At 31.7% G+C, this 21,543-nt stretch carries 22 protein-coding genes; 8 read left to right on the top strand and 14 right to left on the bottom strand.

The annotated features are described in order from the left end of the window. Nucleotides 1-4: 4 nt before the first annotated feature. The 4 genes from ABD730_RS06305 to ABD730_RS06320 form a co-directional block, all read right to left on the bottom strand. The gene (locus ABD730_RS06305) at nucleotides 5-1,429 is read right to left on the bottom strand and encodes a CCA tRNA nucleotidyltransferase (RefSeq protein ID WP_334467084.1); all 1,425 of its coding nucleotides are present in this window, start codon (nucleotides 1,427-1,429) and stop codon (nucleotides 5-7) included. 125 nt (nucleotides 1,430-1,554) lie between these two features. Further along, on the bottom strand, nucleotides 1,555-2,238 hold the full coding sequence (locus ABD730_RS06310; protein ID WP_344713361.1) for an acylneuraminate cytidylyltransferase family protein: 684 nt from the start codon (nucleotides 2,236-2,238) through the stop codon (nucleotides 1,555-1,557). A 1-nt stretch (nucleotide 2,239) separates the two neighbouring features. Then, on the bottom strand, nucleotides 2,240-2,944 hold the full coding sequence (locus ABD730_RS06315; RefSeq protein WP_344713363.1) for a nucleotidyltransferase family protein: 705 nt from the start codon (nucleotides 2,942-2,944) through the stop codon (nucleotides 2,240-2,242). Between the two features lie 3 nt (nucleotides 2,945-2,947). Continuing rightward, entirely contained in the window at nucleotides 2,948-4,162 is a 1,215-nt protein-coding gene (locus ABD730_RS06320; RefSeq protein ID WP_344713365.1) for a UDP-N-acetylglucosamine 4,6-dehydratase, read from the bottom strand. 282 nt (nucleotides 4,163-4,444) lie between these two features. Here ABD730_RS06320 and ABD730_RS06325 point away from each other — a divergent pair, with 282 nt between their 5' ends. Next, nucleotides 4,445-5,239, top strand: coding sequence for an ATP-grasp fold amidoligase family protein (locus ABD730_RS06325; protein ID WP_334467094.1), 795 nt, complete (start codon nucleotides 4,445-4,447; stop codon nucleotides 5,237-5,239). Here ABD730_RS06325 and ABD730_RS06330 read toward each other — a convergent pair. Both ABD730_RS06330 and ABD730_RS06335 read right to left on the bottom strand, forming a co-directional pair. Beyond that, entirely contained in the window at nucleotides 5,220-6,326 is a 1,107-nt protein-coding gene (locus ABD730_RS06330) for a glycosyltransferase family 4 protein (RefSeq protein WP_344713367.1), read from the bottom strand. The genes ABD730_RS06325 and ABD730_RS06330 overlap by 20 nt on opposite strands. A 42-nt stretch (nucleotides 6,327-6,368) precedes the next feature. Next, entirely contained in the window at nucleotides 6,369-7,220 is an 852-nt protein-coding gene (locus tag ABD730_RS06335; RefSeq protein ID WP_344713369.1) for a glycosyltransferase, read from the bottom strand. Nucleotides 7,221-7,350: 130 nt separating this feature from the next. Here ABD730_RS06335 and ABD730_RS06340 point away from each other — a divergent pair, with 130 nt between their 5' ends. Beyond that, entirely contained in the window at nucleotides 7,351-8,124 is a 774-nt protein-coding gene (locus ABD730_RS06340) for a lipopolysaccharide kinase InaA family protein (RefSeq protein WP_344713371.1), read from the top strand. Here the strand turns inward: ABD730_RS06340 and ABD730_RS06345 are convergent. After that, nucleotides 8,121-8,879 (bottom strand): glycosyltransferase family 2 protein, encoded by a 759-nt coding sequence (locus ABD730_RS06345; RefSeq protein ID WP_344713373.1) that lies wholly within the window; start codon nucleotides 8,877-8,879, stop codon nucleotides 8,121-8,123. The two genes, ABD730_RS06340 and ABD730_RS06345, sit on opposite strands and share 4 nt — an antisense overlap. Before the next feature lie 40 nt (nucleotides 8,880-8,919). Between ABD730_RS06345 and ABD730_RS06350 the strand changes: the two genes are divergently transcribed. Then, nucleotides 8,920-9,744, top strand: a complete 825-nt coding sequence (locus ABD730_RS06350; RefSeq protein WP_344713376.1) for a glycosyltransferase family 2 protein — start codon at nucleotides 8,920-8,922, stop codon at nucleotides 9,742-9,744. Between the two features lie 3 nt (nucleotides 9,745-9,747). Beyond that, nucleotides 9,748-10,569 carry a glycosyltransferase family 2 protein gene (locus tag ABD730_RS06355; protein ID WP_334467103.1) on the top strand — a complete coding sequence of 274 codons (822 nt, stop codon included), beginning with the start codon at nucleotides 9,748-9,750 and terminating at the stop codon, nucleotides 10,567-10,569. On the opposite strand, the gene ABD730_RS06360 is transcribed toward ABD730_RS06355, so the two are convergent. Further along, complete coding sequence (locus ABD730_RS06360) at nucleotides 10,566-11,633, bottom strand: glycosyltransferase family 9 protein (RefSeq protein ID WP_344713379.1); 1,068 nt, start codon at nucleotides 11,631-11,633, stop codon at nucleotides 10,566-10,568. The two genes, ABD730_RS06355 and ABD730_RS06360, sit on opposite strands and share 4 nt — an antisense overlap. Nucleotides 11,634-11,722: 89 nt before the next feature. Then, complete coding sequence (locus tag ABD730_RS06365) at nucleotides 11,723-12,538, bottom strand: 2,3,4,5-tetrahydropyridine-2,6-dicarboxylate N-succinyltransferase (protein ID WP_344713381.1); 816 nt, start codon at nucleotides 12,536-12,538, stop codon at nucleotides 11,723-11,725. A 462-nt stretch (nucleotides 12,539-13,000) separates the two neighbouring features. Between ABD730_RS06365 and ruvX the strand changes: the two genes are divergently transcribed. The 4 genes from ruvX to mazG all read left to right on the top strand — a co-directional run bounded on the left by ruvX (nucleotide 13,001) and on the right by mazG (nucleotide 15,350). Continuing rightward, nucleotides 13,001-13,411, top strand: a complete 411-nt coding sequence (gene ruvX, locus ABD730_RS06370) for a Holliday junction resolvase RuvX (RefSeq protein WP_215925423.1) — start codon at nucleotides 13,001-13,003, stop codon at nucleotides 13,409-13,411. Nucleotides 13,412-13,541: 130 nt separating this feature from the next. Next, nucleotides 13,542-14,132 carry a peptide deformylase gene (def, locus tag ABD730_RS06375; protein ID WP_334467109.1) on the top strand — a complete coding sequence of 197 codons (591 nt, stop codon included), beginning with the start codon at nucleotides 13,542-13,544 and terminating at the stop codon, nucleotides 14,130-14,132. A gap of 10 nt (nucleotides 14,133-14,142) precedes the next feature. After that, entirely contained in the window at nucleotides 14,143-14,574 is a 432-nt protein-coding gene (locus tag ABD730_RS06380) for a DUF5606 family protein (RefSeq protein WP_215925421.1), read from the top strand. A gap of 2 nt (nucleotides 14,575-14,576) precedes the next feature. Further along, nucleotides 14,577-15,350: a nucleoside triphosphate pyrophosphohydrolase gene (gene mazG, locus ABD730_RS06385; protein ID WP_334467112.1), complete on the top strand. Its 774-nt coding sequence runs from the start codon at nucleotides 14,577-14,579 to the stop codon at nucleotides 15,348-15,350. A gap of 359 nt (nucleotides 15,351-15,709) precedes the next feature. Here mazG and ABD730_RS06390 read toward each other — a convergent pair whose 3' ends face one another. From ABD730_RS06390 to ABD730_RS06410, 5 genes are all read right to left on the bottom strand, one after another. Beyond that, complete coding sequence (locus ABD730_RS06390) at nucleotides 15,710-16,585, bottom strand: T9SS type A sorting domain-containing protein (RefSeq protein ID WP_334467114.1); 876 nt, start codon at nucleotides 16,583-16,585, stop codon at nucleotides 15,710-15,712. 160 nt (nucleotides 16,586-16,745) lie between these two features. Beyond that, a complete protein-coding gene (locus ABD730_RS06395) occupies nucleotides 16,746-18,698 on the bottom strand; it encodes a DUF349 domain-containing protein (RefSeq protein ID WP_344713385.1) in 1,953 nt (650 codons plus the stop codon). Nucleotides 18,699-18,788: 90 nt separating this feature from the next. Next, the gene (locus ABD730_RS06400) at nucleotides 18,789-19,550 is read right to left on the bottom strand and encodes a shikimate dehydrogenase family protein (protein ID WP_334467118.1); all 762 of its coding nucleotides are present in this window, start codon (nucleotides 19,548-19,550) and stop codon (nucleotides 18,789-18,791) included. Further along, nucleotides 19,519-20,538: a DUF368 domain-containing protein gene (locus tag ABD730_RS06405; protein WP_334467120.1), complete on the bottom strand. Its 1,020-nt coding sequence runs from the start codon at nucleotides 20,536-20,538 to the stop codon at nucleotides 19,519-19,521. The genes ABD730_RS06400 and ABD730_RS06405 overlap by 32 nt, the downstream gene beginning before the upstream one ends. Continuing rightward, a complete protein-coding gene (locus ABD730_RS06410; RefSeq protein ID WP_215925415.1) occupies nucleotides 20,538-21,506 on the bottom strand; it encodes a DUF368 domain-containing protein in 969 nt (322 codons plus the stop codon). The genes ABD730_RS06405 and ABD730_RS06410 overlap by 1 nt, the downstream gene beginning before the upstream one ends. Between the last annotated feature and the right edge of the window lie 37 nt (nucleotides 21,507-21,543).

The following is a 21,543-nucleotide window of genomic DNA, read 5'->3' on the forward strand; positions in this document are numbered from 1 at the left end:
CTGCTTACTGCTTACTGCTTACTGCTTCAAGTCCTAATTTTTTACCTTTCTCTAACATCAACTCAAAAGCGGCATCATGTTCATTAGGAATTTCTCCTTCTAAAATGGCTTCCTTAATTGCTTCTTTAATTATTCCAATTTCTCTAGACGGTTTTAAATTAAAGGTTTCCATAATTTCTTCTCCAGAGACTGGTGGTTGAAAATTTCTTACCTGATCGCGTTCCTCTACTTCAATAATTTTATCTCTTACCTTCTGAAAGTTGTTGTGATATTTTTTAAACTTTTTAGGATTTTTTGTTGTGATATCAGCTTCACAAAGTGTCATTAAGTCTTCAACATAGTCACCTGCATCAAACACCAAACGTCTAACGGCAGAATCGGTTACATCTGAAGCTAATACAATTGGTCGCGAACTCATAAATACCATTTTCTGAACAAATTTCATTTTATCATTCAAGGGCATTTTTAGTCGCTTAAAGAGTTTATAAACCATTTTAGAGCCTACAAATTCGTGCGCATGAAACGTCCACCCAATTTTTTTGTGAAATTTCTTAGTTGGTGCTTTTCCTATATCGTGTAATAACGCAGCCCAACGCAACCATAAGTTGTCTGTAGTTCTAGCGATATTATCTACAACTTCTAAGGTGTGATAAAAATTATCTTTATGGCGTTGGCCTTCAATTTCATCAATACCTTTAAGTGCTGTTAGTTCAGGAAGAATATATTGTAAAAGGCCTGTTTTTTCTAAATGAATAAAACCAATAGACGGAGTTTTACTTTCTAGAATTTTATTGAGTTCAACAACAATACGTTCTTTGGTAATAATTTTTATACGCTCTTTATTATCGGTAATTGCTTTAAGAGAGGCATCTTCAATTTTAAAATTTAGTTGCGTTGCAAAACGAATAGCACGCATCATACGTAATGGGTCGTCGCTGTAGGTAATGTTGGGTTCTAAGGGGGTCCGAATAATACCTTCATCTAAATCTTCAAGGCCATTAAACGGATCTAAAAGCTCGCCAAAATTGTTTTCATTTAAACTTAAAGCTAACGCATTAATCGTAAAATCGCGTCTATTTTGGTCGTCTTCTAAAGTACCATTTTCAACAATTGGATTTCTGCTGTCTTCATTATAGCTTTCTTTCCGAGCACCAACAAATTCAATTTCAATATCGTCAAAGCGTAACATCGCTGTTCCGTAGGTTTTAAAAACCTGAACTTTAGGTTGGTTAGGTAGGTTTTTTGCTACTTGTTTTGCCAATTCAATACCACTTCCAACAGCTACGACATCAATATCTTTAGCATCACCACGGTCTAGGAGATAATCGCGAACAAAACCACCTATAACATAACTTTCTACCTGTAATTCTTTAGCAGATTTTGAAATGTACTTAAAAATATTGTGCGTTAACGCTTGTTTGTGGTTCATAAGCTAATTGAAACAACAGAAATTCTATAAATAGGTTGAAGAAATATCTGTTTTTTTTGCTGTGCAAAGATACGACACAGCACTAACCTTTAAAAATGAAAACTAAGCTTTTTAAGGTGTAATATTTATTTGGAATCTTGAAGATAGAATTCTGCGATTTTCCAATCTAAAGGAGTGTCAATATCAATAGAAGTTTCTTCAGACATGATATATTTTTTAACTTTACTAAATGCTTTTATTTTTTGTGTTCTCAAAGCTGTTGAGTTAATAACATAGATGGCTCCATTTAGTTCCCAAACATCAGGGCAATCTTGTCGTCTGGTGTAGTTTCCTTCTTTTGAAGGCTTTAAAAAGCCATTGTTTTCTTCGTATAAATTATAATAAGGATTTGCAGATGCTTGCTTTGCAGATACAACCATGTCTATAGAATTATCATAGCGGTTTATACAGTCTTGAACTTGCTCTAAAGTTCTAAACGGCGAGGTTGGTTGTAATAGTACAATAGCATCGTAAGTTTTATTATTTAGTTTTTCGTAGGCTTCTAAACCATGTAAAATAACATCTTGAGAATTGGCGGTGTCAGTTGCTAATTCTGCTGGGCGTTTAAACGGAATTTCTAAACCAAGCTTTTGGGCAATCTCAATAATTTCATCGCTGTCGGTTGTAAAACAAATGTCTTTTTTATCTGCAATTTTTTTAGCAATATCAATACTATACTGAATTAAAGGTTTGCCGTTTAAAAGTTTAATGTTTTTTTTAGGAATGCCTTTGCTTCCGCCACGAGCTGTTATTACAACGAGATAATTCATATTACAATTTTATGTGTTTTATGTCTTCTTGTGCTTTTTCAAAATCTTTAGGTTTGCCAATGTCTAACCAGTATGTTAAAATTGGATAATTGATGATTTTTTTATTCTTAGATAGTAAAACCTCAATTAAATCAGTGGCATCGAAAAAAATATTTTCAGGAATAAAATTTAAACATTCTTTTTTAAACATATAAATACCAGCATTTGAGTAATAAGTATAAGAGGGTTTTTCTTTTAAGTCGGTAACATAACCCGCTTTGGTTTCTACAACACCATGTGGAATATTTACTTTATAAGGTATAGTTGCTATTAAAGCATCACCTTTTTTTGAAAGAAAACCATTAAAAATCGCTTCAAAATTTGCATTAGTAAGCAAATCTGCATTCATCACTAATATGTAATCTTTTTTTAAGTTTTTGTTTAGTTTTAATGCTCCAATAGTTCCTAAAAACTTGGGTTCTTTTATAAAATTGAAATCAATTTGATGCGGATTATTCTTTTGAAAATAAGCGATAATTTGATCACTTAAATAATTAACAGTTATATTAATATGTTTAATTCCGTATGAAGCAAGAAGGTCTGTATTGTACTCAATTATTGGTTTGTTACCTACTTTTAAAAGAGGCTTTGGTGTGTCTGCTGTTAATGGCATTAAACGTTTGCCTTTGCCACCAGCCATAATTACAACATCTATTTTATTAAGCATCAGCTACATTTTATGATCTAAATATTTCCCAGTTTCTTTGTGGTTAAAGTTCGGTAATATTTTATGAAATAATTGAGTTATATCTGCCTTTGTCCAAGATTTTTTTGCTCTTAGGTTATTTATTTCATTAGAAAATAATTTGTGTTGATCTTTAGTATTTGTGTTGGGCTTGTTTTTTATAATTCCAATAGCCTTATAACGCTCTATGTCTAAGGTTTCATTTTCTGTAAAAAACACTTCAAAATCTTTTTCGCCAGTGGTGTCTGTTTTAGTAAATAAGCAAGGCCATTTTCCGGTTTGAGGTAGGGTTTTTGCTAGTTGTCTAGCTTCATTTTCATCTTTACATAGATAAGGTTCGTAACCTAAGTGTTTAATATATTTTACAGCAATATTAGCAAAACTAACAAGTTGTAGGTTTGTATTCAGTTTAGGAAAAAAAATATCATTATTCTCTCCAAATATACAGGACATTAAACAGAGTTCTCCAGACTCTTTTGGTGTAATAAAGTATCTTTCAATATCGTTTGGAGCAACTATGGGTTGCTGTTGTTTAAAGCGTTGCTCAAAGCTATGTAATAAAGAACCATCAGAAAAAGCAACATTTGCAAAACGTGCTGTAGAAATATTAATTTTTTTACTTTTTTCCATTAAAAAAAGTTCCATAATGCGTTTAGATGCTCCCATCATGTTTACAGGATCTGAGGCTTTATCTGTAGAAACGCAAAAATATTTTTTTACATTATTTTCAATGCATTGTTGAACTGTTTTTTCGGTGTTTAAGATGTTAACATTAACCATGCGCATTAATGTAAATGGATCTTCTTCGCTTCTTACATGTTTTAAGGCAGAAAGATTTAGAACATAATCATAATTGCCGTCTGAAGCTATAAATGCATCGTATTCAATAGAACCAATATCTAAAGCAAAAGTTTTAAAATCTCCATTGCTATAGCCAAAAGAACTTCTAATATCTCTTACCAATTCTACCAAGTTGTTTTCACTAATATCTACAACATGAAGTTTTTTAGGATTGCGTTTAAAAATTTCTTTGGTCACTGCTAGACCAATAGTGCCTGCGCCTCCTAGAATTAAAAATTTTGAGGCTGAAATGATAGTGTTTAATTCCGTGTGATATTTATCGATATCAGTTTTAAATAACTCACTTTCTCTATTGATGAGGTTTAGTATGTTGTTTTTGTTGGCTTGATTGTAATTCATAAGAGTAATTAAAACGACATAACCGTTTTTTATGGTAGTGTAAAGATACGATTCGGAACCAATGATTAAAAATTCATTAATTTATCACATGTCAAATGATATTGATTTGAAAATACTTTATTATTTATAAAATATAGTAAATAACTATTAATATTTTTGTGATTCAATAAATCGAGCTATTTTAATATGAATTTTTTTAAAAGAAAATATTATCAAATACTTACAAAGTATCTGCAGAATAAACCTAATAAAGTTGAGGAGTATTTAAAAAGCTCATATTACTTGAAAAATGAGAAGCATCTCAATATTGAAAATCCAAAAGAGATTTCCGAAAAAATTCAATGGTTAAAATTGAATTTATATACAGAAGCATATAAAGATTATGTAGATAAATATGAAGTTAGGTCTCACATAAAAAAAGTTTTGGGACCTGAATATCTTGTTGATATCATTGGTGTTTATGATAATGTAGACGATATTGATTTTGAAAGCTTGCCAAATAAATTTGTTATGAAAGGAACACATGGTTCTGGCTATAACGTAATTGTAGAGGATAAAGCTAGCTTAGATTGGCAAAAAACGAAAAGAGAGCTTAATAAATATTTATCATTGAATTATTACGATAAATATAAAGAGCTTATATATAAAGATATAAAACCTAGAATTCTAGTTGAACATTTTTTAGATCAGCTTAGTGATGCGGCTATTGTAGATTATAAATTTTTGTGTTTTCATGGAGAACCAAAATATATATATGCTAAAGCAGAAGAGGATGGTATAAGAAAGAGGTCTTATTATGACATGGAGTGGAATAAAATAGAGTTGCCATCTGAAAAACCAAATTATTTAAGACGCGCATTAGATAAACCAGAGAACTTTGATGAAATGGTTGAAACAGCTAGAAAACTAGCTAAGGATTTTATTTTTATACGTGTAGATTTATACTCTATTCAAGGGAAAATATATTTTGGTGAATTAACTTTTTTTCCAAAAAGTGGTATGAAACGCGTTATGTCAGAACCTCTTAATCAAATAATGGGCGACTTAATACAACTGCCTAACGAAGCTCGTGCTTAGATAGTTCGTCAAACATCTTTTTAGAAATTACCGATTTAGTAAAATTATCTAAAAGGTATTGGTATCCATTGGTTGTAAATTTATCTTGAAGCGCTTTATCATGCATTAATATCGTCACTTTTTTAGCAAAATCGGTTGCATTACCAACTTTTGCCAAAAGGCCAGTTTCGCCATCTACAATAACTTCTGATATGCCACCTGCATCAGCAGCAACAATAGGCACTTTGCAGGCATAGGATTCTAATAACACACCACCTGTAGGTTCATTATTAGATGTAAATAGAAATAAATCAAGCTCAGGTAATAGTTCTGGGACATCACGCCTAAAACCTGTAAAGATAATATGTTCTGTTAACCCTTTTTCATTAACATAATTGCGTATATCTTGTTCCATACTACCTTTTCCAACTAAGATATATTTGGCTTTAATTTTATTTTCTTTTACTAAAATTTCAACCGTATCAACCCAAGTATAATGGTCTTTAAAACCTGTGAACTCTGCAATATTTCCTATGAGTTTGTAATCTTCAGGAATTTTAAATTCTTTATGCAGCATTCCTGTAGGAGCTTGTTTTTTAAATTTATTAATATCAGTCACACTTCCTATAACGGTAAATCGGCTATGGTCTTTTACAGCAAACTTTAAAGATTCAACTACAGGTTGCGACACACATATAATTTTTTTAATGCCTTTGTAGTTGTATTTCCACTTTCTAAAAAAGTTAGTGTCTACACGTTTTATAAGTGTTCTACAAAGCACTAAAGGTGCTTTCATACCATAAATAAAATGCGATAGTACAGCTAAAGTATGTGCTTTACTACTGTGAATAAAAATAACAGATGCTTTCTTCTCTTTGGCGAGTTTTTTAAATGCCTTAGCATAAGATAAACTGTATTCCGATTTGTATTCAAACGGAATTACTTGCATGCCTTTTTCTGTTGCAATGCGATACAATTCTGAATCTATAGGACAAACAATCCATTGGTCTTCAACATAGCCTTCCGCTTTAAAAGCTTCATATAAATAAATGATTTTTTGTTCGTGTCCACGCCAACCATTTGAAGCTGTAAATTGTATTAATCGCATTTAAGAGAGGTTTGATTTTTGGTAAAAATAGGAATTATAAGCTTACTTAATTTTATAAAGTCCTACGGCTTTTTTTAATTTCTTACTCATTAAGACATAGTTGACATAAAGTTTATTTTTAAAACTTAAATAGCGCCATTCTTTATGAGGAATGATGTGTTTTGAAACCTTAGCGTTGATATCGTCAGAAACAATAAAGTCAGTTTTTATTGCATCCCAACTTACGTTGTCATAACCATCAAACTCGTTGACTTTATTTTTTTCGTGAATAATAGACATCCATAAGCGTTGATTGGCTATTTCAACACGTCTTGATTCTTTTTTCCACATATTATGGTCACTAAACCATACTGTTTTTGGTGTGTCGTTTTTTTCAATCAGGCTTATAAAAGGATTAAAAATATGCTCTTTCTTTCCTAGCATAATATCTGGTGAAACTTGTAATGAGTAGCCTTTTAAAATATCAATAGCCATAAAATCTTGCGATTTAAATTGCTGTTGAATTGTTGCTATATAGTCTTTACGAATACAATCGTCGTTATCAATTCGCGATGTAATAATATAAGGACTGTCTTTGCTGTCTTCTGCTATATATGATTTAATAGACGAATGAAAAGCGTCCATACCATTAATGTAAAAAGCCTTAAAATGTGGGTAAGGTTTTAAAAGCGCTTCAATTTCTGTTTTAAAATCGGCATCGGTTGTCGTGTCAAAAAATAACAACCATTGGAAATCTGTATTGGTTTGGCTAGCAACTGAGGGTAAACAGAAATTACTAAACAAACCAATTCTATGTGTCATCCACTCTCTAGTTAATAATGTTTCGTTATTCTTTGTGACGTCCCAATTTTTATTTTTGAGATTAAAGCGAGTGATGAGATAGTGTTTAAACATAGGAGATTATTAGATGACACAAATTTACAGAAATATTTGGAAGTCTTTCAGCTATAATTGAAGCGGCTTTTAATCTTTTGTCCAAAGAATTAAATACCTACTTTTGCAGTCAAAGATTACTATTATTTATATGTCAGTAACTGTAAAAATTCATGATAATTCTGCACTAACTAAAGATCAGTTAATGAGTGCCATTAAAAATTTTGACCAACAAGGTGAAATGATTGGTAATGGTTATAGGAATGTTATAAAAATACTGACTATTGGTGGAGAACGCTACAATATAAAAGAATTTAAAGTCCCTAATTTAGTTAATAAAATTGTCTATAAATTTTTTAGAAAAAGCAAAGCAGAGCGTTCGTTCTTATATGCAACACGTTTGCTTAAAGCAGGTGTTTTAACCCCATCACCAGAAGCTTTTGTTGAATATAAGTCGGCATTTACTTTTGGTAGTAGTTATTATATCAGTAAGCAATTAACATACGATTTTACAATACGAAAGCTTATTGATGAGCCAGAATGTGATGATTATGATAATATCTTAAGGCAGTTTACACAATTCACTTACAGGTTGCACGAAAATGGTATTCATTTTTTAGATCATTCGCCAGGTAACACATTGATAAAAAAAGAAGATGGAGTTTATAAATTTTATTTGGTAGACCTTAATCGAATGGATTTTAAAACTTTGAGTTATGATGAACGATTAGCAAATTTTGCACGCTTATCTCCTAAGGATTATATGCTGGATATTATTAGCGATGAATATGCTAAGTTAATCGGGAAGCCGCATGATGAAGTTAGAGAACGTATGTATTTCTTCTCTCAAAAATTTTCATCAAGTTTTAAAAAGAAAGAAGCGTTTAAACGAAAGTATTATTTCTGGAGAAAGAAAAAACGTTAAGGTTTTTTATATAACTCACGCAATTTAGAATACTTTAAAAATGTAATATTTGCGGTTTGTACACAAATAACAAATCCATTAAACCCATCTAAAAAACCTAATCTTAGAACATAAGATTTAAAAAAGGCCCAAGTTGGATTGCATATAATTTTCCAAAGAGGAGCTTTTTTTCCTTTATCCATATAAGCTTTAGCTGCAATCGTAGAGAAGTATTCTGTTTTTTGATTAAACTCGGAATACGTTTGATATGTTTTGTGTAAAATATCACCTTTTAAGTGGCCTGTTTTAGCGTTGGTATCAAAAAGTTGCACATTATCGTGCGGATTAATGCCTTGCCATTCCGCTTTTCTTCTATCAAAAATCCTAAGTTTTTTATTTGGGTACCAATCCGAATGTTTAATCCATTGTCCACAGAAATTATTAAAACGATTGGCATAATAACCGTCAAATTTCCAGTTCGATTTTAGATTTATAATCGATTTTTGAAGGGGTTCAGATAAGGCTTCATCTCCATCTAAAGAGACCACATAGTCATAATTAGCTTGAGATAAAGCAAAATTCTTTTGTTCTATATAGCCTAAGAATTTTTGTTCAATAAAAACCACGTTAAACTGTTCGCAAATAGCCTTGGTGTTATCTGTAGAAAAAGAATCTACCACCACAATTTCATCAACAACACCTACTAAAGACTGCAAACATTGCTCAATGTTGCGTTCTTCGTTATACGTAATAATGACTCCAGATAGTTTTAACATTGTATTAATTTCTCAGTTGTAAAAATAGTATTTTTGTGCTATGCAATCTAATTCACAAGCATCTGTAATTATTAGTACCTACAATCAACCAGAATGGTTAGCTCTGGTATTGTATAGTTATAGTATTCAAACGGAAAATAATTTTGAAATTATCATCGCAGATGATGGTTCTGATGAGCGAACAAAAGCTGTAATAGATAAATGTTCTTCAGAGACAGAATTAAAAATTACTCATGTTTGGCATGAAGATAATGGTTTTCAGAAAACAAAAATTTTGAATAAAGCGATTGTAGCATCAGACTCAGACTACCTTATTTTTACGGATGGCGATTGTATTGCCAGACAAGATTTTGTAGAAACACATCTTAGATTACGCAGACCTAACTGTGCTCTTTCAGGTGGCTATTTTAAATTGGTAGCGTCTATTTCAAATGCTATAACTAAGACTATTATTTCTACGCAAAAGTGTTTTGATAAAGATTGGTTAATTGCTGAAGGACAACCTAAAAGTTTTAAATTCAATAAATTAACTAAGTCTAAATCTAAAGCAAACATTTTAAATAAAATAACACCAACTAAAGCCACTTTTGATGGTATGAATGTTTCCTGTTTTAAATCTGACATTTTAGCTGTTAATGGTTTTGATGAACGTATGCAATACGGAGGAGAAGATAGAGAAGTAGGTGAACGGATGATGAATAATGGTGTTAAGTTTATACAAGTACGTTACAGTACTATTTGTGTACATTTGCATCATGAAAGGCCTTATAAAAATGAAGAAGCAAGAGCTTTGAATGAACAAATAAGGAAAGAAACAAAACAAAAGAAAGTAACCTATACCAGTTTTGGTATTAAAAAAGAATAGACAATGGCACTACCTAAAATAACAGTGATTATTGCAACCTATAATAAAATAGATTGGTTAGAGAAAGTCCTTTACGGTTATAGCGTTCAGACTTATAAAGATTTTGATATCATTATTGCAGACGATGGTTCTACCAGTGAAACCAAAGATCTAATCGATAGATTTAAAGCAGATTATCCCGTAAATATAACACATGCTTGGCATGAAGATAAAGGGTATAGACGTCAAAAAATATTGAATGAAGCCATTGTTATGGCTAAAAATGAATATATTTTATTCACTGATGGAGATTGTATTCCGCGTAAGGATTTTGTAGAAACGCATGCTAAATTTGCTGAAAAAGGGTATTTCTTATCTGGTGGTTACTGTAAGCTTAATATGGATTTAAGTGAAACCATTTCTGAAAATGATATTACGTCTCACAATTGTTTTGATGTAAAATGGTTAAAATCTAAAGGTGAATTAGGGAGTAAAAACACTCTGAAATTATCGGTTAAAGACGGATTAGCTAGCTTTTTAGACGTGGTAACACCAACAGGAGCGACCTTTAATAACTGTAATTCTTCTGCTTGGAAATCAGATTTAATTGCCATTAATGGTTACGATGAGCGTATGCAATATGGTGGGCCAGACAGAGAATTGGGAGAGCGCTTAGTGAATTTTGGAATGAAGACGAAGCAAATACGTTATAAAGCAATCGTTTTACATTTAGATCATGCTAGAGGCTATAAGACACAAGAATCTTTAGATCGAAATTTAGCCATTAGAGCTAAAGTGAAAAAAGAAAATTTAAAATGGACACCATTCGGAATTAAAAAAGATTAGTGCAACCGTTTTAAAAAAGCCTTTAAATTACTTTCAAAAAAAGCGGGCTTAAAATCTAAATACAATTCTGTAGCTTTTGATTTTAATACTTTAGGGTGTTCAATATTTAGATATGGTTTATTGTCATAATCTTTAAGATGAACAGAAACGTATTTTATATTGTCGTCAAACATATTCCAAGCCTCTTTCTTAATCCAAGGTGAGAATATGGTAAATGTTGGAATATAAAGTGCTTTTGCCATATTTATGGCTCCGCCTTCATTGCCTATTAAGGCGTCACAATGCGAGGTTATAGCCAAAAAATCTCTTAAAGATTTTCCAAAGACATCAAAATAAATATGTTTTTGAGTTTCTGGAGAGCATAATTCTAAAATAGCTTTAGCATCTGCTTCCTGTTTTGGAATGTAATTGAATAAAATCTGACTAGTGGGGTGTTCTAATACGATTTGGTCAATCACCTTTGCCATATATTCAAAAGGATAGGTTTTGTTGTGGCCGCTACCTAAGACACCAATCATAAATAGGGGGGGTTCCAAATCAATAGCGCTAGATTCTAAAAATTGTTTAGCGTTATTTTTTTCATCTTCTGTGAGATATATTTTTGGTCGTACAATTTTTAAAGCATCAATGTCTAAAGGTTTTAACAGTTGTAAACGATTTTCAATCGCTAGACCAGCATTTGTATGTGCTTTGCTTTTATGTTTAAAGGTGTGAGTATAGATAAACGATTTTTTTCCTTTATCAATAGAGATTTTAGTTTTTGCTTTAGATAAAAAAGTCATGAGTTTACTCGATAATTTAGAGTAAACATCAATAACGACATCAAAATTTTGCTTGTTTAAATCTTTAGCAAATTTATAAAGTTGGAATTTGCTCTTTTCGTGTTCCGGAGTGAAAAAATGAAAATAATCAATAAAAGGATTGTTTTTAACCACAGGAAAAGTGTGCGAATTAATCACATAGTGTAATTCTGCTTTAGGATGTTTATGTTTTATAGCTTCAAATAAAATACTTGTAGCCAAAACATCACCAATCATTTTTTGTTGAATAACTAAAATTTTCATTCTTCAAGTTATAAGAAATCCAACTGAAAATCAATAGCTCTCAGTTGGATTGTTATAGGTTTATTTTTTTTTAGAGCTCATATAACCAGTTAAACAGCTACATTATACTCACGTAAAGCGTCATTTAAAGATGTTTTCTTATTTGTACTCTCTTTACGCTTACCAATTATTAAAGCACAAGGAACTTGGTATTCGCCAGCAGCAAATTTTTTGGTGTAGCTGCCAGGAATAACTACAGAGCGCGCAGGAACAACACCTTTAGTTTCTATAGGCTCATCACCAGTTACATCTATAATTTTTGTACTCATTGTTAATACTACATTAGCACCTAAAACAGCTTCTTTTTCTACACGTACGCCTTCAACAACAATACAACGAGAACCAATAAACGCACCATCTTCAATAATAACAGGAGCAGCTTGTAAAGGCTCTAACACACCACCAATACCAACACCACCAGAAAGGTGAACGTTTTTACCAATTTGTGCACAACTACCAACCGTTGCCCATGTATCTACCATAGTACCTTCATCTACATAAGCGCCAATATTTACATAACTTGGCATTAAAATAGTACCAGAAGAAATGTAAGCTCCATGTCTAGCTACGGCATGTGGTACAACTCTAATTCCTTTTTCTGCATAACCACGTTTTAGTGGGATTTTATCATGATATTCAAAAATTCCAACTTCAAATGTTTCCATTTTCTGAATTGGAAAATATAAAACAACTGCTTTTTTTACCCATTCGTTTACCTGCCATCCACCATCAGTTGGTTCTGCGACACGTAAGGTGCCCGCATCAACAAGATCTACGACGCTTTTTATCGCTTCAATAGTAACGTTGTTAGTTAAGAGAGAACGATCGTCCCAAGCATTTTCTATTACAGATTGTAGTTGTTTCATATGTATCTATTTTATTGTTTTATTAAAGTCACATGCTGTTGGCTATTTATTATTTATCATGATAATAAAGCTTATACATGCTCATTTCTGTAGAAAAAATTAAGTTCAAAGATAAGTCCATAAACACCCATCAAAAAATATTTTTTAAATAAATGTGACCTATTCAAAATACAAGTGTCTTATAGAATATTAAATGGAGGGTAATTTATTTTATAACTTTTATCTGATAATTTAATTAATAGCTAGTATAGAAAACCCCTTTCCCCGTAATTTAAGGGGTTTTCTTTTTTTTAGGAAGATATATGTGACTTAAGTAAAAATGAAGTGTCTTATATATACATTGATAAAGTGATTTATTTTTTGAGGGAATAAAATCATAACATTGGTTTGATTAGATTGGTTATCTATGGAAACGCTTCTTTTTTTAAGGAAGCGTTTTTTAATTACTGTATCTTTGCAATTATGGGAAGAATTTTAGCCATTGATTTTGGTACAAAACGAACAGGTTTAGCGGTTACAGACGAAATGCAAATTATTGCTTCTGGTTTAACCACAGTTGATACTAAGGAGTTACTACAATTTTTAAAACACTATGTTTCTACTGAAAAAGTTGAGAGATTTGTAGTTGGCTTACCTAAGCAAATGGATAATACAGCATCAGAAAGTGAAGTTTATATTCAGAAGTTTTTAGAAAAATTAAGTAAAAGCATTCCTGAAATTCCTGTAGATCGAGTTGATGAGCGTTTTACATCTAAAATGGCTTTTCAAACGATGATTGATAGTGGGTTGAAGAAAAAGCAGCGACAAAATAAAGCCTTAATTGATGAGATTAGTGCAACACTTATTTTGCAGAGTTACCTTTCTAGTATTTAGTAAATAAATGTAAAGTGTTGAAAATTTGCGTCTTTGCTACTTAGCGAGAACGTCTATGGGAATTTAGTTTTTGAAATTTGAAATTATATTCTTTAAAATTGATACTTTTGCACTCGAAAATAAACGAATTATGATTTTACCAATCGTTGCCTATGGAGATGCTGTTTTAAAGAAAAAAGCAAAAACCATTGATAAAGATTATCCAAAGTTAAATGAGCTAATTGAAAACATGTACGAAACCATGTATGGTGCGTATGGTGTTGGTTTAGCGGCACCTCAAATAGGATTAGCTATTCGTATGTTTTTAGTTGATGCGAGTCCCTTTGCTGACGACGACAGTCTTTCTGAAGAAGAGCAAGAACAACTTAAAGGTTTTAAAAAAACATTTATAAATGCTCAGATTTTAGAAGAAGAAGGAGAAGAATGGGCTTTTAACGAAGGCTGTTTAAGTATTCCAGATGTAAGAGAAGATGTTTTTAGAAAACCTAAGATTAAAATTCAATATCAAGATGAGAATTTTGATACTCATGTTGAAGCGTACGACGGTTTAATTGCAAGAGTAATTCAACATGAATATGATCATATTGAAGGTGTTTTGTTTACTGATAAATTGTCGTCATTTAAAAAGCGTTTAATAAAAGGGAGATTGACTAATATTTCAAAAGGTAAAATTAAAATTGATTACAGAATGCGTTTTCCTGCAATGAGCAAGAAACGTTAATACAATATATATGAGCTTAGACAAAATTTTATCCATTTCTGGAAAACCAGGTTTATACCAAATCGTAACACAGACTAGAACAGGTGCTGTTGTAGAATCTTTAATAGACAAAAAAAGAATCACAGTTGGTGCACATAGTAATATTAGCATTCTTAGTGAAATTGCAATTTATACGCTAGCCGAAGAAGTGCCTTTAAAAGATGTGCTTAAAAAAGTAAAAGACAAAGAGAATGGACAGCCAACATCTATCAGTCATAAAGATGGAAAAGATGTTTTAGAAGAATTTTTCTTTGAAGTATTGCCAGATTATGATGAAGATCGTGTGTATCCTTCTGACATAAAAAAAGTGGTACAGTGGTATAATTTACTTCAAAAGAATGACCTTTTAGATGCGCTTGAAGAATCTAAAACCAACAACGATACTTCTGAGGAAGAAGAATAAACATGTCTGATAAAACAGCTCAATTAAAAGCCTTTGAACGTTTGTTACGTATCATGGACGAGTTGCGAGAGCAATGTCCTTGGGATAAGAAGCAAACAATGGAATCTTTACGTCATTTAACTATAGAAGAAGTTTATGAACTTGGAGATGCTATTCTTGATAACGACTTAGAAGAGGTTAAAAAAGAATTGGGCGATGTTTTACTTCATATTGTGTTTTATTCTAAAATAGGGAGTGAAACCAATAACTTTGATATCGCCGATGTTTGTCATAGTATTTGTGATAAGCTTATAGATCGTCATCCTCATATATATGGTGATGTGGTTGTAAAAGATGAAGAAGAAGTAAAACGTAATTGGGAACAATTAAAGCTTAAAGAAGGCAAAACAAGTGTGCTTGAAGGTGTCCCAAAAAGTTTACCAGCTATGGTAAAAGCAAGTCGGATACAAGATAAAGTTGCAGGAGTAGGATTTGATTGGGAAACACCTGAACAAGTCTTTGAAAAAGTAGAAGAGGAGCTAGCCGAACTAAAAGTTGAAATTTTAAAAGGCGACCAGGATGCTATTGAAAGTGAGTTTGGAGACGTTATGTTTTCAATGATAAATTACGCACGTTTCCTTAACGTAAATCCTGAAAATGCTTTGGAGCGCACTAATAAAAAATTCATTAAACGCTTTCAATATCTAGAAAGCAAAGCCAAAGCCTTAGGTAAGTCTTTAAAAGACATGACACTTTCTGAAATGGATGTGTTTTGGGAAGAGGCAAAACTGTTATAAAATTCCTGATAATTTAAGAATTCCTGTAACAAATTAGAGACGTTTAGCCTCTGTCTACGCAGTGTAAAACAGTAAAAATGCTGTGTTTTACTATCTAAATCATAAAATTTTCTAAAAATTTAAAATAGAAACATCCAAAACTAATTTCTGTGCGTAAATACTTTATATAAAAACAAAAAACGTTTTTATAATCTTAGTAGGAGATCTTAATTATTATTTTAAGCGGTTATAATTAAGGTTAATTTAGTTTAGTTAGGGCAAAACCCATCTGTAGAGACAGATGGGTTTTGATATGTTATGGCTTTAATGAGCCTATTTTTTAATTTATTGATGTGGATTCTCAATATAAATAAAGAAGCTTAATTTTTTATAAGCTTTTTTCTAAAGATGTTTCCGTTAGTGTTTTTTATCTCAATAATATAATTGCCAGAATTTAGATCTTGGATATTTATTTCCTGATTTAATTTAGACTGCCCATTTTTAACAATTCTGCCTAATACATCTATAATGTTAAATGTAATAGCTTCTGTTACATTTTCATTACTGGTAATTGTAATAGCATTACTAGTTGGGTTAGGAAATAATTTTAATTCAGGCTTTATTTCAAAAGTTGGTGTGCTTAACGTTTGATCTTCAGCCATAATATTATCAATATCTAATATGGCATCTATAGGTTCTGATTCCCACGAAGGAACAGCATTGTGTAATATTCTCATTTCTTCAACTCCTTGACTTCCACTCCCAAAAGTAACGGCATAATTAAAAGTATCAGACAGTGCTGTAATGTTTTCTTCAAGTATAGAAAAGGAAATTCGTTTCCATCCTTCGTTTGGTAAAACAGCTATAGCATTAGTAGTACTACAACGATAAATAAGACCATAATCAGTTTGAAAAGAAAGTCTCAAAAAAATAACATTAGAACCAGAGTTTCTAACATCCATTGATATATATTTTACGCGACTTGAAAGATTACCTTGATAGTAATTGCCCTGCCATTGTGCATTGTTTTTAGTCATTAATTCGAGGTCTGAACCAGAGCCACTAGAAGTGACACGTAAAAAATTATCCTCGTCACCTAAAGGTCCTCCGTTGTAAATGTTTTCATTTGGTATGGAACTGTTTTTTGTCCAATTGCTCATTGTGTAGTCTTCAAAGTCATCAACTTGATTTAACGCAACTTGTGATAATACTACAGTGGGTACGCATAATAGTAAAAAGGGTAATAGTTTTCTCATAAATTTTTTTGGTGTTAATATTTAGTTTTTCTTTTTAATGGACTATGCTATAAAAAAATTATAGCACTACTTTTTCTTTTAGCATTAAAGCGAAAGCTTCTGGCTCATGACAAAATCAACGGTCATAAGTTGAAGCACTCTGTTTATGTTAATTGTGATTTTAATTATACATCCCCCGAACTTTAGTCAGCTTGGCTTTCCAAGTATCTAATTCTTTTTTATGGTTAGCAATATTTTTGTGTACATCTTTTACTAACGGATTATCTGATTTTACATTAGAGAAAAACTGTAAATTATTTTCCAATTGATTAATTTCAGATTTTATCTCATCAATTCTCTTTTTGATAAAGTTATACTCATTGTCAAGTAATCTTGTATCATCAGGATTAGCTAAATTTTCAAGCTTGCTTTCAAACTTAATCATGTCTAATTTAGACTTATCCATTTTTAGCTTATCAAAGGCATCATCTATTGCTTTGTAGAATTTACCATCAATGTAACGTTTGGTTTGTGGTACATGACCAATTTCTTTCCATTCAGAAATTTTAGCTTTTAAAACGTCAATATCGGCTTTAGGATCATCTGTAAGCTCTAAGGTTTTTAAAGCATCTAGAAGCTTAACTTTTTTGTCGAAAGCATCATATAAGTGTTGGTCTTGTGCTTTACGCTCTGCATGCATTCTGTCAAAATAATGGTTACAAGCCCCTTTAAACTGCTTCCAAATTTTATCGCTATCTTTTCTTGGAACATGACCTATTTTTTTCCATTCATTCTGAATTTTCTTCATCAATGGAGTTACCGTTTTAAAGTCGTCACTGTCTTTATGCTCTTCTGCAATTTGAATTAAATCCTTTTTCTTTTTAAGGTTATCGTATTGATCTTTCTTTAAATCTTTGTAGAAGTTATTTTTACCACGATTAAAAGTTCTTACAGCATCTTTAAACTTTGCCCAAGTTTGTTCGTTTACTTTTAGTGGTACTTTTCCGGCTTTGAAAAAAGCATCTCTTAAAACTTCAATATCTTTAATTTTTTTCTGCCACGCACTATGAGAATTACCTTTGTCTTCAGCAATTTTTACTATTAGTGCTATAATTTCTTCTTTGCGTTCAAGATTTTTTTCGTGGGCTTTATCCATGTCAGCATAATAAGCTTGGCGCTTATCGTGTATGGCTTTTGTTGCATTACTGAAACGTTCCCAAATAGCTTCTCTGTGTTCTTTACTAACAGGTCCAAGCTCTTCTTTCCATAATTTATGTAAGACTTGTAATTCTCTAAATGAACGATTGGTGTTTTCGTCTTGTGCTAATTCTTCAGCACGTTCTATGATTTTTAATTTTTGATCATAGTTGTGTTTAAAGTCCATATCTCTCAAATCATTATTGAGGTGTAGAAAGTCATAGAAACGTTCTACGTGATGATGGTAAGTATTCCAAGCGTTATTGTATTTGTCTCTAGGAATTGGGCCAGCATTACGCCATTTTTCTTGTAATTCTTTAAAGTGCTTATAGGTTGTGCCCATGTTTTCTTCAACACTAAGCAGGCTTTTTATGTCTTCTATAATTTGTAGTCTATCGTCTAAGTTTTGCTTGAGGTTTTGCTCACGCTCCTTATAATAGGCATTTATTTTTTGTTTGTATTCCTTATAAAGTGAATTGAAACGTTTTTTGGTGTCGTTGGTATAATAGAAATCTATTTCATTACCACCTTCTGCAATAAACTCTTCTTTTTTCTCGTCTAAAAGTTCACTGAATTTAGCATTGAATTCAGTTTTAATTTCATTAACGTGCTTTGAAATGGTCTGAATTTTATGATTTTTTAGGAGTCTGCTGATTTCGGTTGTCAGCTCATCCATAGTCATGGCATGATAATCTTTTTCTTCAACTTCATGACGTTCTGCATTAGACTCGTCTTCGGCATCTTCAGCATTTGAAGCTTCTATTTCTTCAACGTGATTGTCTTTGGTTGAATCCGTTTTTGTTTTAATTTCTAGAGCCTCGTCAGTTGAGGTTATTTCAGTTTCAACGTTAGAAGTTGTTTCTTGTGTTGGAGTAGTTTCGTTAGATACTACTTCTTTTTTTCCATCTGCTTCTTGCAGGTTATCATTCTCAGACATGTGTCAATTTTTTTATATAGGAGGTTAAAGATACTAACTAGTAGCTGAATTACAAAGGGATTTGCAGATTGTAGTAATATTATTGAGCGTTTAGGGCTTATTCCATATTTCCCAAGATTTTTCGGCCTGTAATCGTAACATCTCTAAGCCATTAATAGTTGTAGCTCCTTTTAAACGTCCTTGGTTTAAAAACTTAGTTTCTTCTGGATTGTAGATAAGGTCGTATAAAATGTGATTTTCACATAAAGCTTCGTAAGGTATATCTGGACATTTATCTACATTTGGAAATGTGCCAATTGGAGTACAATTAATTATAATAGTATGTTCTGAAATGATTTTTTTAGTCAAATCTGAATATAAAAAACGAACCCCTTCTTTATGAGAACGCGATACAAAATTTAATTTAATGTCTAGCTTTTTAAGCGCATAAGCAATGGCTTTAGAAGCGCCTCCAGTGCCTAAAATTAAAGCCTTTTTATGATGTGATTTTAAATGTGGTTGTATAGAGTTTTTAAACCCGTAAAAATCGGTATTATAACCTATTAGTTTTTTGTTTTTTGTAAACCTGATGGTGTTTACAGCTCCAATTTCTTGTGCTTTTTTATTAAGTTTATCAAGTAAAGGTATTACTTGTTCTTTATAAGGAATAGTTACATTAAGTCCTTTTAAATTTGAGGTGCTTGTTATAACTTCTGAAAGTTCATCTATAGATTGTAAGTCGAAATTTACATAAGAGTGCTGTAAATTTTCAGTTTCAAATTTGGTTTTAAAATAACTTCTAGAAAAGGAGTAGGAGATGTCTTTACCTACGAGTCCGAATTTAAGTTTTGAGTTGTCTTGTGCGTTGTCCATACCATTCTAATCCTAAAACTATGAGGATTCCTAAGGCAATATAAGCAATTGCAATGTAAGTTTGCGTATTCAAATCTGGTAAAAAGCGTTGGTAATTGGCAATAATTTGTTTTCCAGTTGAATCCAAAATAAGTGAACCTTCAAGATTTGTTTTGTAAATCGTTTCTTTCCAAGGCCAAACCACACCAAGTGAGCCAATTATAAACCCCATTATAGTTGCTAAAGTAATGTTTTTATAATGTTTTAGAATATAGTTTAGGATATGAGAAAAGGTTACTAGACCAACAACAGACCCCAAAGTAAAAACAGCTAAAACTTTTAGCATTCGTATTCTTACGGCATTGTGTATAAATTCAAAATTACCACTAAAAATATCAAATACAGTATCGTAAAGTGCATTTACAGAATCGACTAAGAGCAATACATAATTGCCTAATAAAATAAGAATAAAAGACCCAGAAAATCCGGGTAATGTCATGCCGGAAACGCTTATAATTCCACAGAAAAACACAAAAAAGAGATTGTCGTTTTCTTTAGCAGGGTCTAAGAAGCTAATGCTAATTCCTGCTATAGCGCCGAGTGTTAGCGCTAAAATAGTGGTTCTATTCCATTCTTTAAAATCTTTACTTATGTAGTAAATGGAACCTAGAATCATTCCAAAAAAAGTACTCCAAACATAGAGTTCGTAATGTACAATGAGGTAATCTAATAGTTTAGAAACGCTAAAATAGCTTACTATCATACCTAAGAATAATAGGCTTAAAAATTTACCATTGATATAACGATAAAAGCTTTTAAATCTTCCGTTAAGTAATAGTCTAAAAGCTGTTTTGTTAACACGTTGTAGTGAGTAGATAAACTCTTCGTAAAAACCGGCGACAAAAGCAACCACTCCTCCAGAAACACCAGGAACTTTGTTTGCAGCTCCCATAGCCAAACCTTTAATGACCAGGAATATACGATCTTTAAGGGCTCTTGTGCTTTGCATTACACGTTGTCTTTTTGTTTTCCTAAAGTTTCTAAAACAAGAATTGCAGCAAAACCAATAATAATAAATACAATAGCCATTACTATCTCATTATCTCCACTATAGGAAGACGGTAAAATACTTTTGTCTAGTAAGGTTACTACTTCTCCTTCAGAATTTACGCGTGTTTTTAAAACCTCTTTCCAAGGCCATATTTTGTTTAAAGACCCAATCATAAAACCAGTTAAGATGGCTAATGTTAGGTTTTTATGATGCTTAAACATCCAGTTTAGCGCTTTAGAAAAGACTTTAAGTCCAATGACAGCACCAACGGCAAGTAATACAAATTTAAAAAGAGCATCTTTAAAAAGTTCCATGTTACCATTAAGTAAACCATCTCTTAAATTGTTAATTGTATCTATTGCTGTTTGGTAAGCTCCAAGAATAAGTAAAATAAAAGCACCAGAAACACCAGGTAATATCATAGCTATTATGGCAATAAAACCACAAAACAACAAATAGAATGGACTGTCAGGAGAAGCAAACGGTTCTGCTAGTGTAATGTAAAATGATAAAATAGAAGTAATAATAATTGCAATTACTAATTTTAACGACCAACCATTGATTTGTTTAGCGATGTAAAGAATACTTGCTAAAACAAGTCCAAAAAAGAAAGACCAAAGTAAAATAGGTTCATTGTGTAGTAGCCATTTTATCAGTTTTGCTAAGGATAAAATGCTAATAGCAATTCCTGAAAATAGAGCTAATAAAAAATTACCGTTAATAGAATTCCAAGCGGTTTTAAAGCCATCTTGTTTCCAAACTTTAAAAACATTTAGATTTACTTTGTCTATACTTTCTATAAGTTCTTCGTAAATACCAGAAATAAAAGCAATAGTTCCTCCAGAAACACCTGGAACAACATCTGCAGCTCCCATAGCAATACCTTTAAAAGTGATGGCTAAATAATCTATAAATCGTCTTTGCATTCTTTTGTAAAATAAGAGCTGCTAAGGTAAGATTTTT

It is taken from the genome of Winogradskyella damuponensis (genome assembly GCF_039538385.1).
In the GTDB taxonomy this organism is placed as follows: Bacteria; Bacteroidota; Bacteroidia; order Flavobacteriales; family Flavobacteriaceae; genus Winogradskyella; species Winogradskyella damuponensis.

Excerpts from the sequence above, each read along its gene's own strand:
- ABD730_RS06305 (WP_334467084.1), bottom strand. The coding sequence starts at position 1,429 with ATGAACCACAAACAAGCGTTAACGCACAATATTTTTAAGTACATTTCA.
- ABD730_RS06310 (WP_344713361.1), bottom strand. The coding sequence starts at position 2,238 with ATGAATTATCTCGTTGTAATAACAGCTCGTGGCGGAAGCAAAGGCATT.
- ABD730_RS06315 (WP_344713363.1), bottom strand. The coding sequence starts at position 2,944 with ATGCTTAATAAAATAGATGTTGTAATTATGGCTGGTGGCAAAGGCAAA.
- ABD730_RS06320 (WP_344713365.1), bottom strand. The coding sequence starts at position 4,162 with ATGAATTACAATCAAGCCAACAAAAACAACATACTAAACCTCATCAAT.
- ABD730_RS06330 (WP_344713367.1), bottom strand. The coding sequence starts at position 6,326 with ATGCGATTAATACAATTTACAGCTTCAAATGGTTGGCGTGGACACGAA.
- ABD730_RS06335 (WP_344713369.1), bottom strand. The coding sequence starts at position 7,220 with ATGTTTAAACACTATCTCATCACTCGCTTTAATCTCAAAAATAAAAAT.
- ABD730_RS06340 (WP_344713371.1), top strand. The coding sequence starts at position 7,351 with ATGTCAGTAACTGTAAAAATTCATGATAATTCTGCACTAACTAAAGAT.
- ABD730_RS06345 (WP_344713373.1), bottom strand. The coding sequence starts at position 8,879 with ATGTTAAAACTATCTGGAGTCATTATTACGTATAACGAAGAACGCAAC.
- ABD730_RS06350 (WP_344713376.1), top strand. The coding sequence starts at position 8,920 with ATGCAATCTAATTCACAAGCATCTGTAATTATTAGTACCTACAATCAA.
- ABD730_RS06355 (WP_334467103.1), top strand. The coding sequence starts at position 9,748 with ATGGCACTACCTAAAATAACAGTGATTATTGCAACCTATAATAAAATA.
- ABD730_RS06360 (WP_344713379.1), bottom strand. The coding sequence starts at position 11,633 with ATGAAAATTTTAGTTATTCAACAAAAAATGATTGGTGATGTTTTGGCT.
- ABD730_RS06365 (WP_344713381.1), bottom strand. The coding sequence starts at position 12,538 with ATGAAACAACTACAATCTGTAATAGAAAATGCTTGGGACGATCGTTCT.
- ruvX (WP_215925423.1), top strand. The coding sequence starts at position 13,001 with ATGGGAAGAATTTTAGCCATTGATTTTGGTACAAAACGAACAGGTTTA.
- def (WP_334467109.1), top strand. The coding sequence starts at position 13,542 with ATGATTTTACCAATCGTTGCCTATGGAGATGCTGTTTTAAAGAAAAAA.
- ABD730_RS06380 (WP_215925421.1), top strand. The coding sequence starts at position 14,143 with ATGAGCTTAGACAAAATTTTATCCATTTCTGGAAAACCAGGTTTATAC.
- mazG (WP_334467112.1), top strand. The coding sequence starts at position 14,577 with ATGTCTGATAAAACAGCTCAATTAAAAGCCTTTGAACGTTTGTTACGT.
- ABD730_RS06390 (WP_334467114.1), bottom strand. The coding sequence starts at position 16,585 with ATGAGAAAACTATTACCCTTTTTACTATTATGCGTACCCACTGTAGTA.
- ABD730_RS06395 (WP_344713385.1), bottom strand. The coding sequence starts at position 18,698 with ATGTCTGAGAATGATAACCTGCAAGAAGCAGATGGAAAAAAAGAAGTA.
- ABD730_RS06400 (WP_334467118.1), bottom strand. The coding sequence starts at position 19,550 with ATGGACAACGCACAAGACAACTCAAAACTTAAATTCGGACTCGTAGGT.
- ABD730_RS06405 (WP_334467120.1), bottom strand. The coding sequence starts at position 20,538 with ATGCAAAGCACAAGAGCCCTTAAAGATCGTATATTCCTGGTCATTAAA.
- ABD730_RS06410 (WP_215925415.1), bottom strand. The coding sequence starts at position 21,506 with ATGCAAAGACGATTTATAGATTATTTAGCCATCACTTTTAAAGGTATT.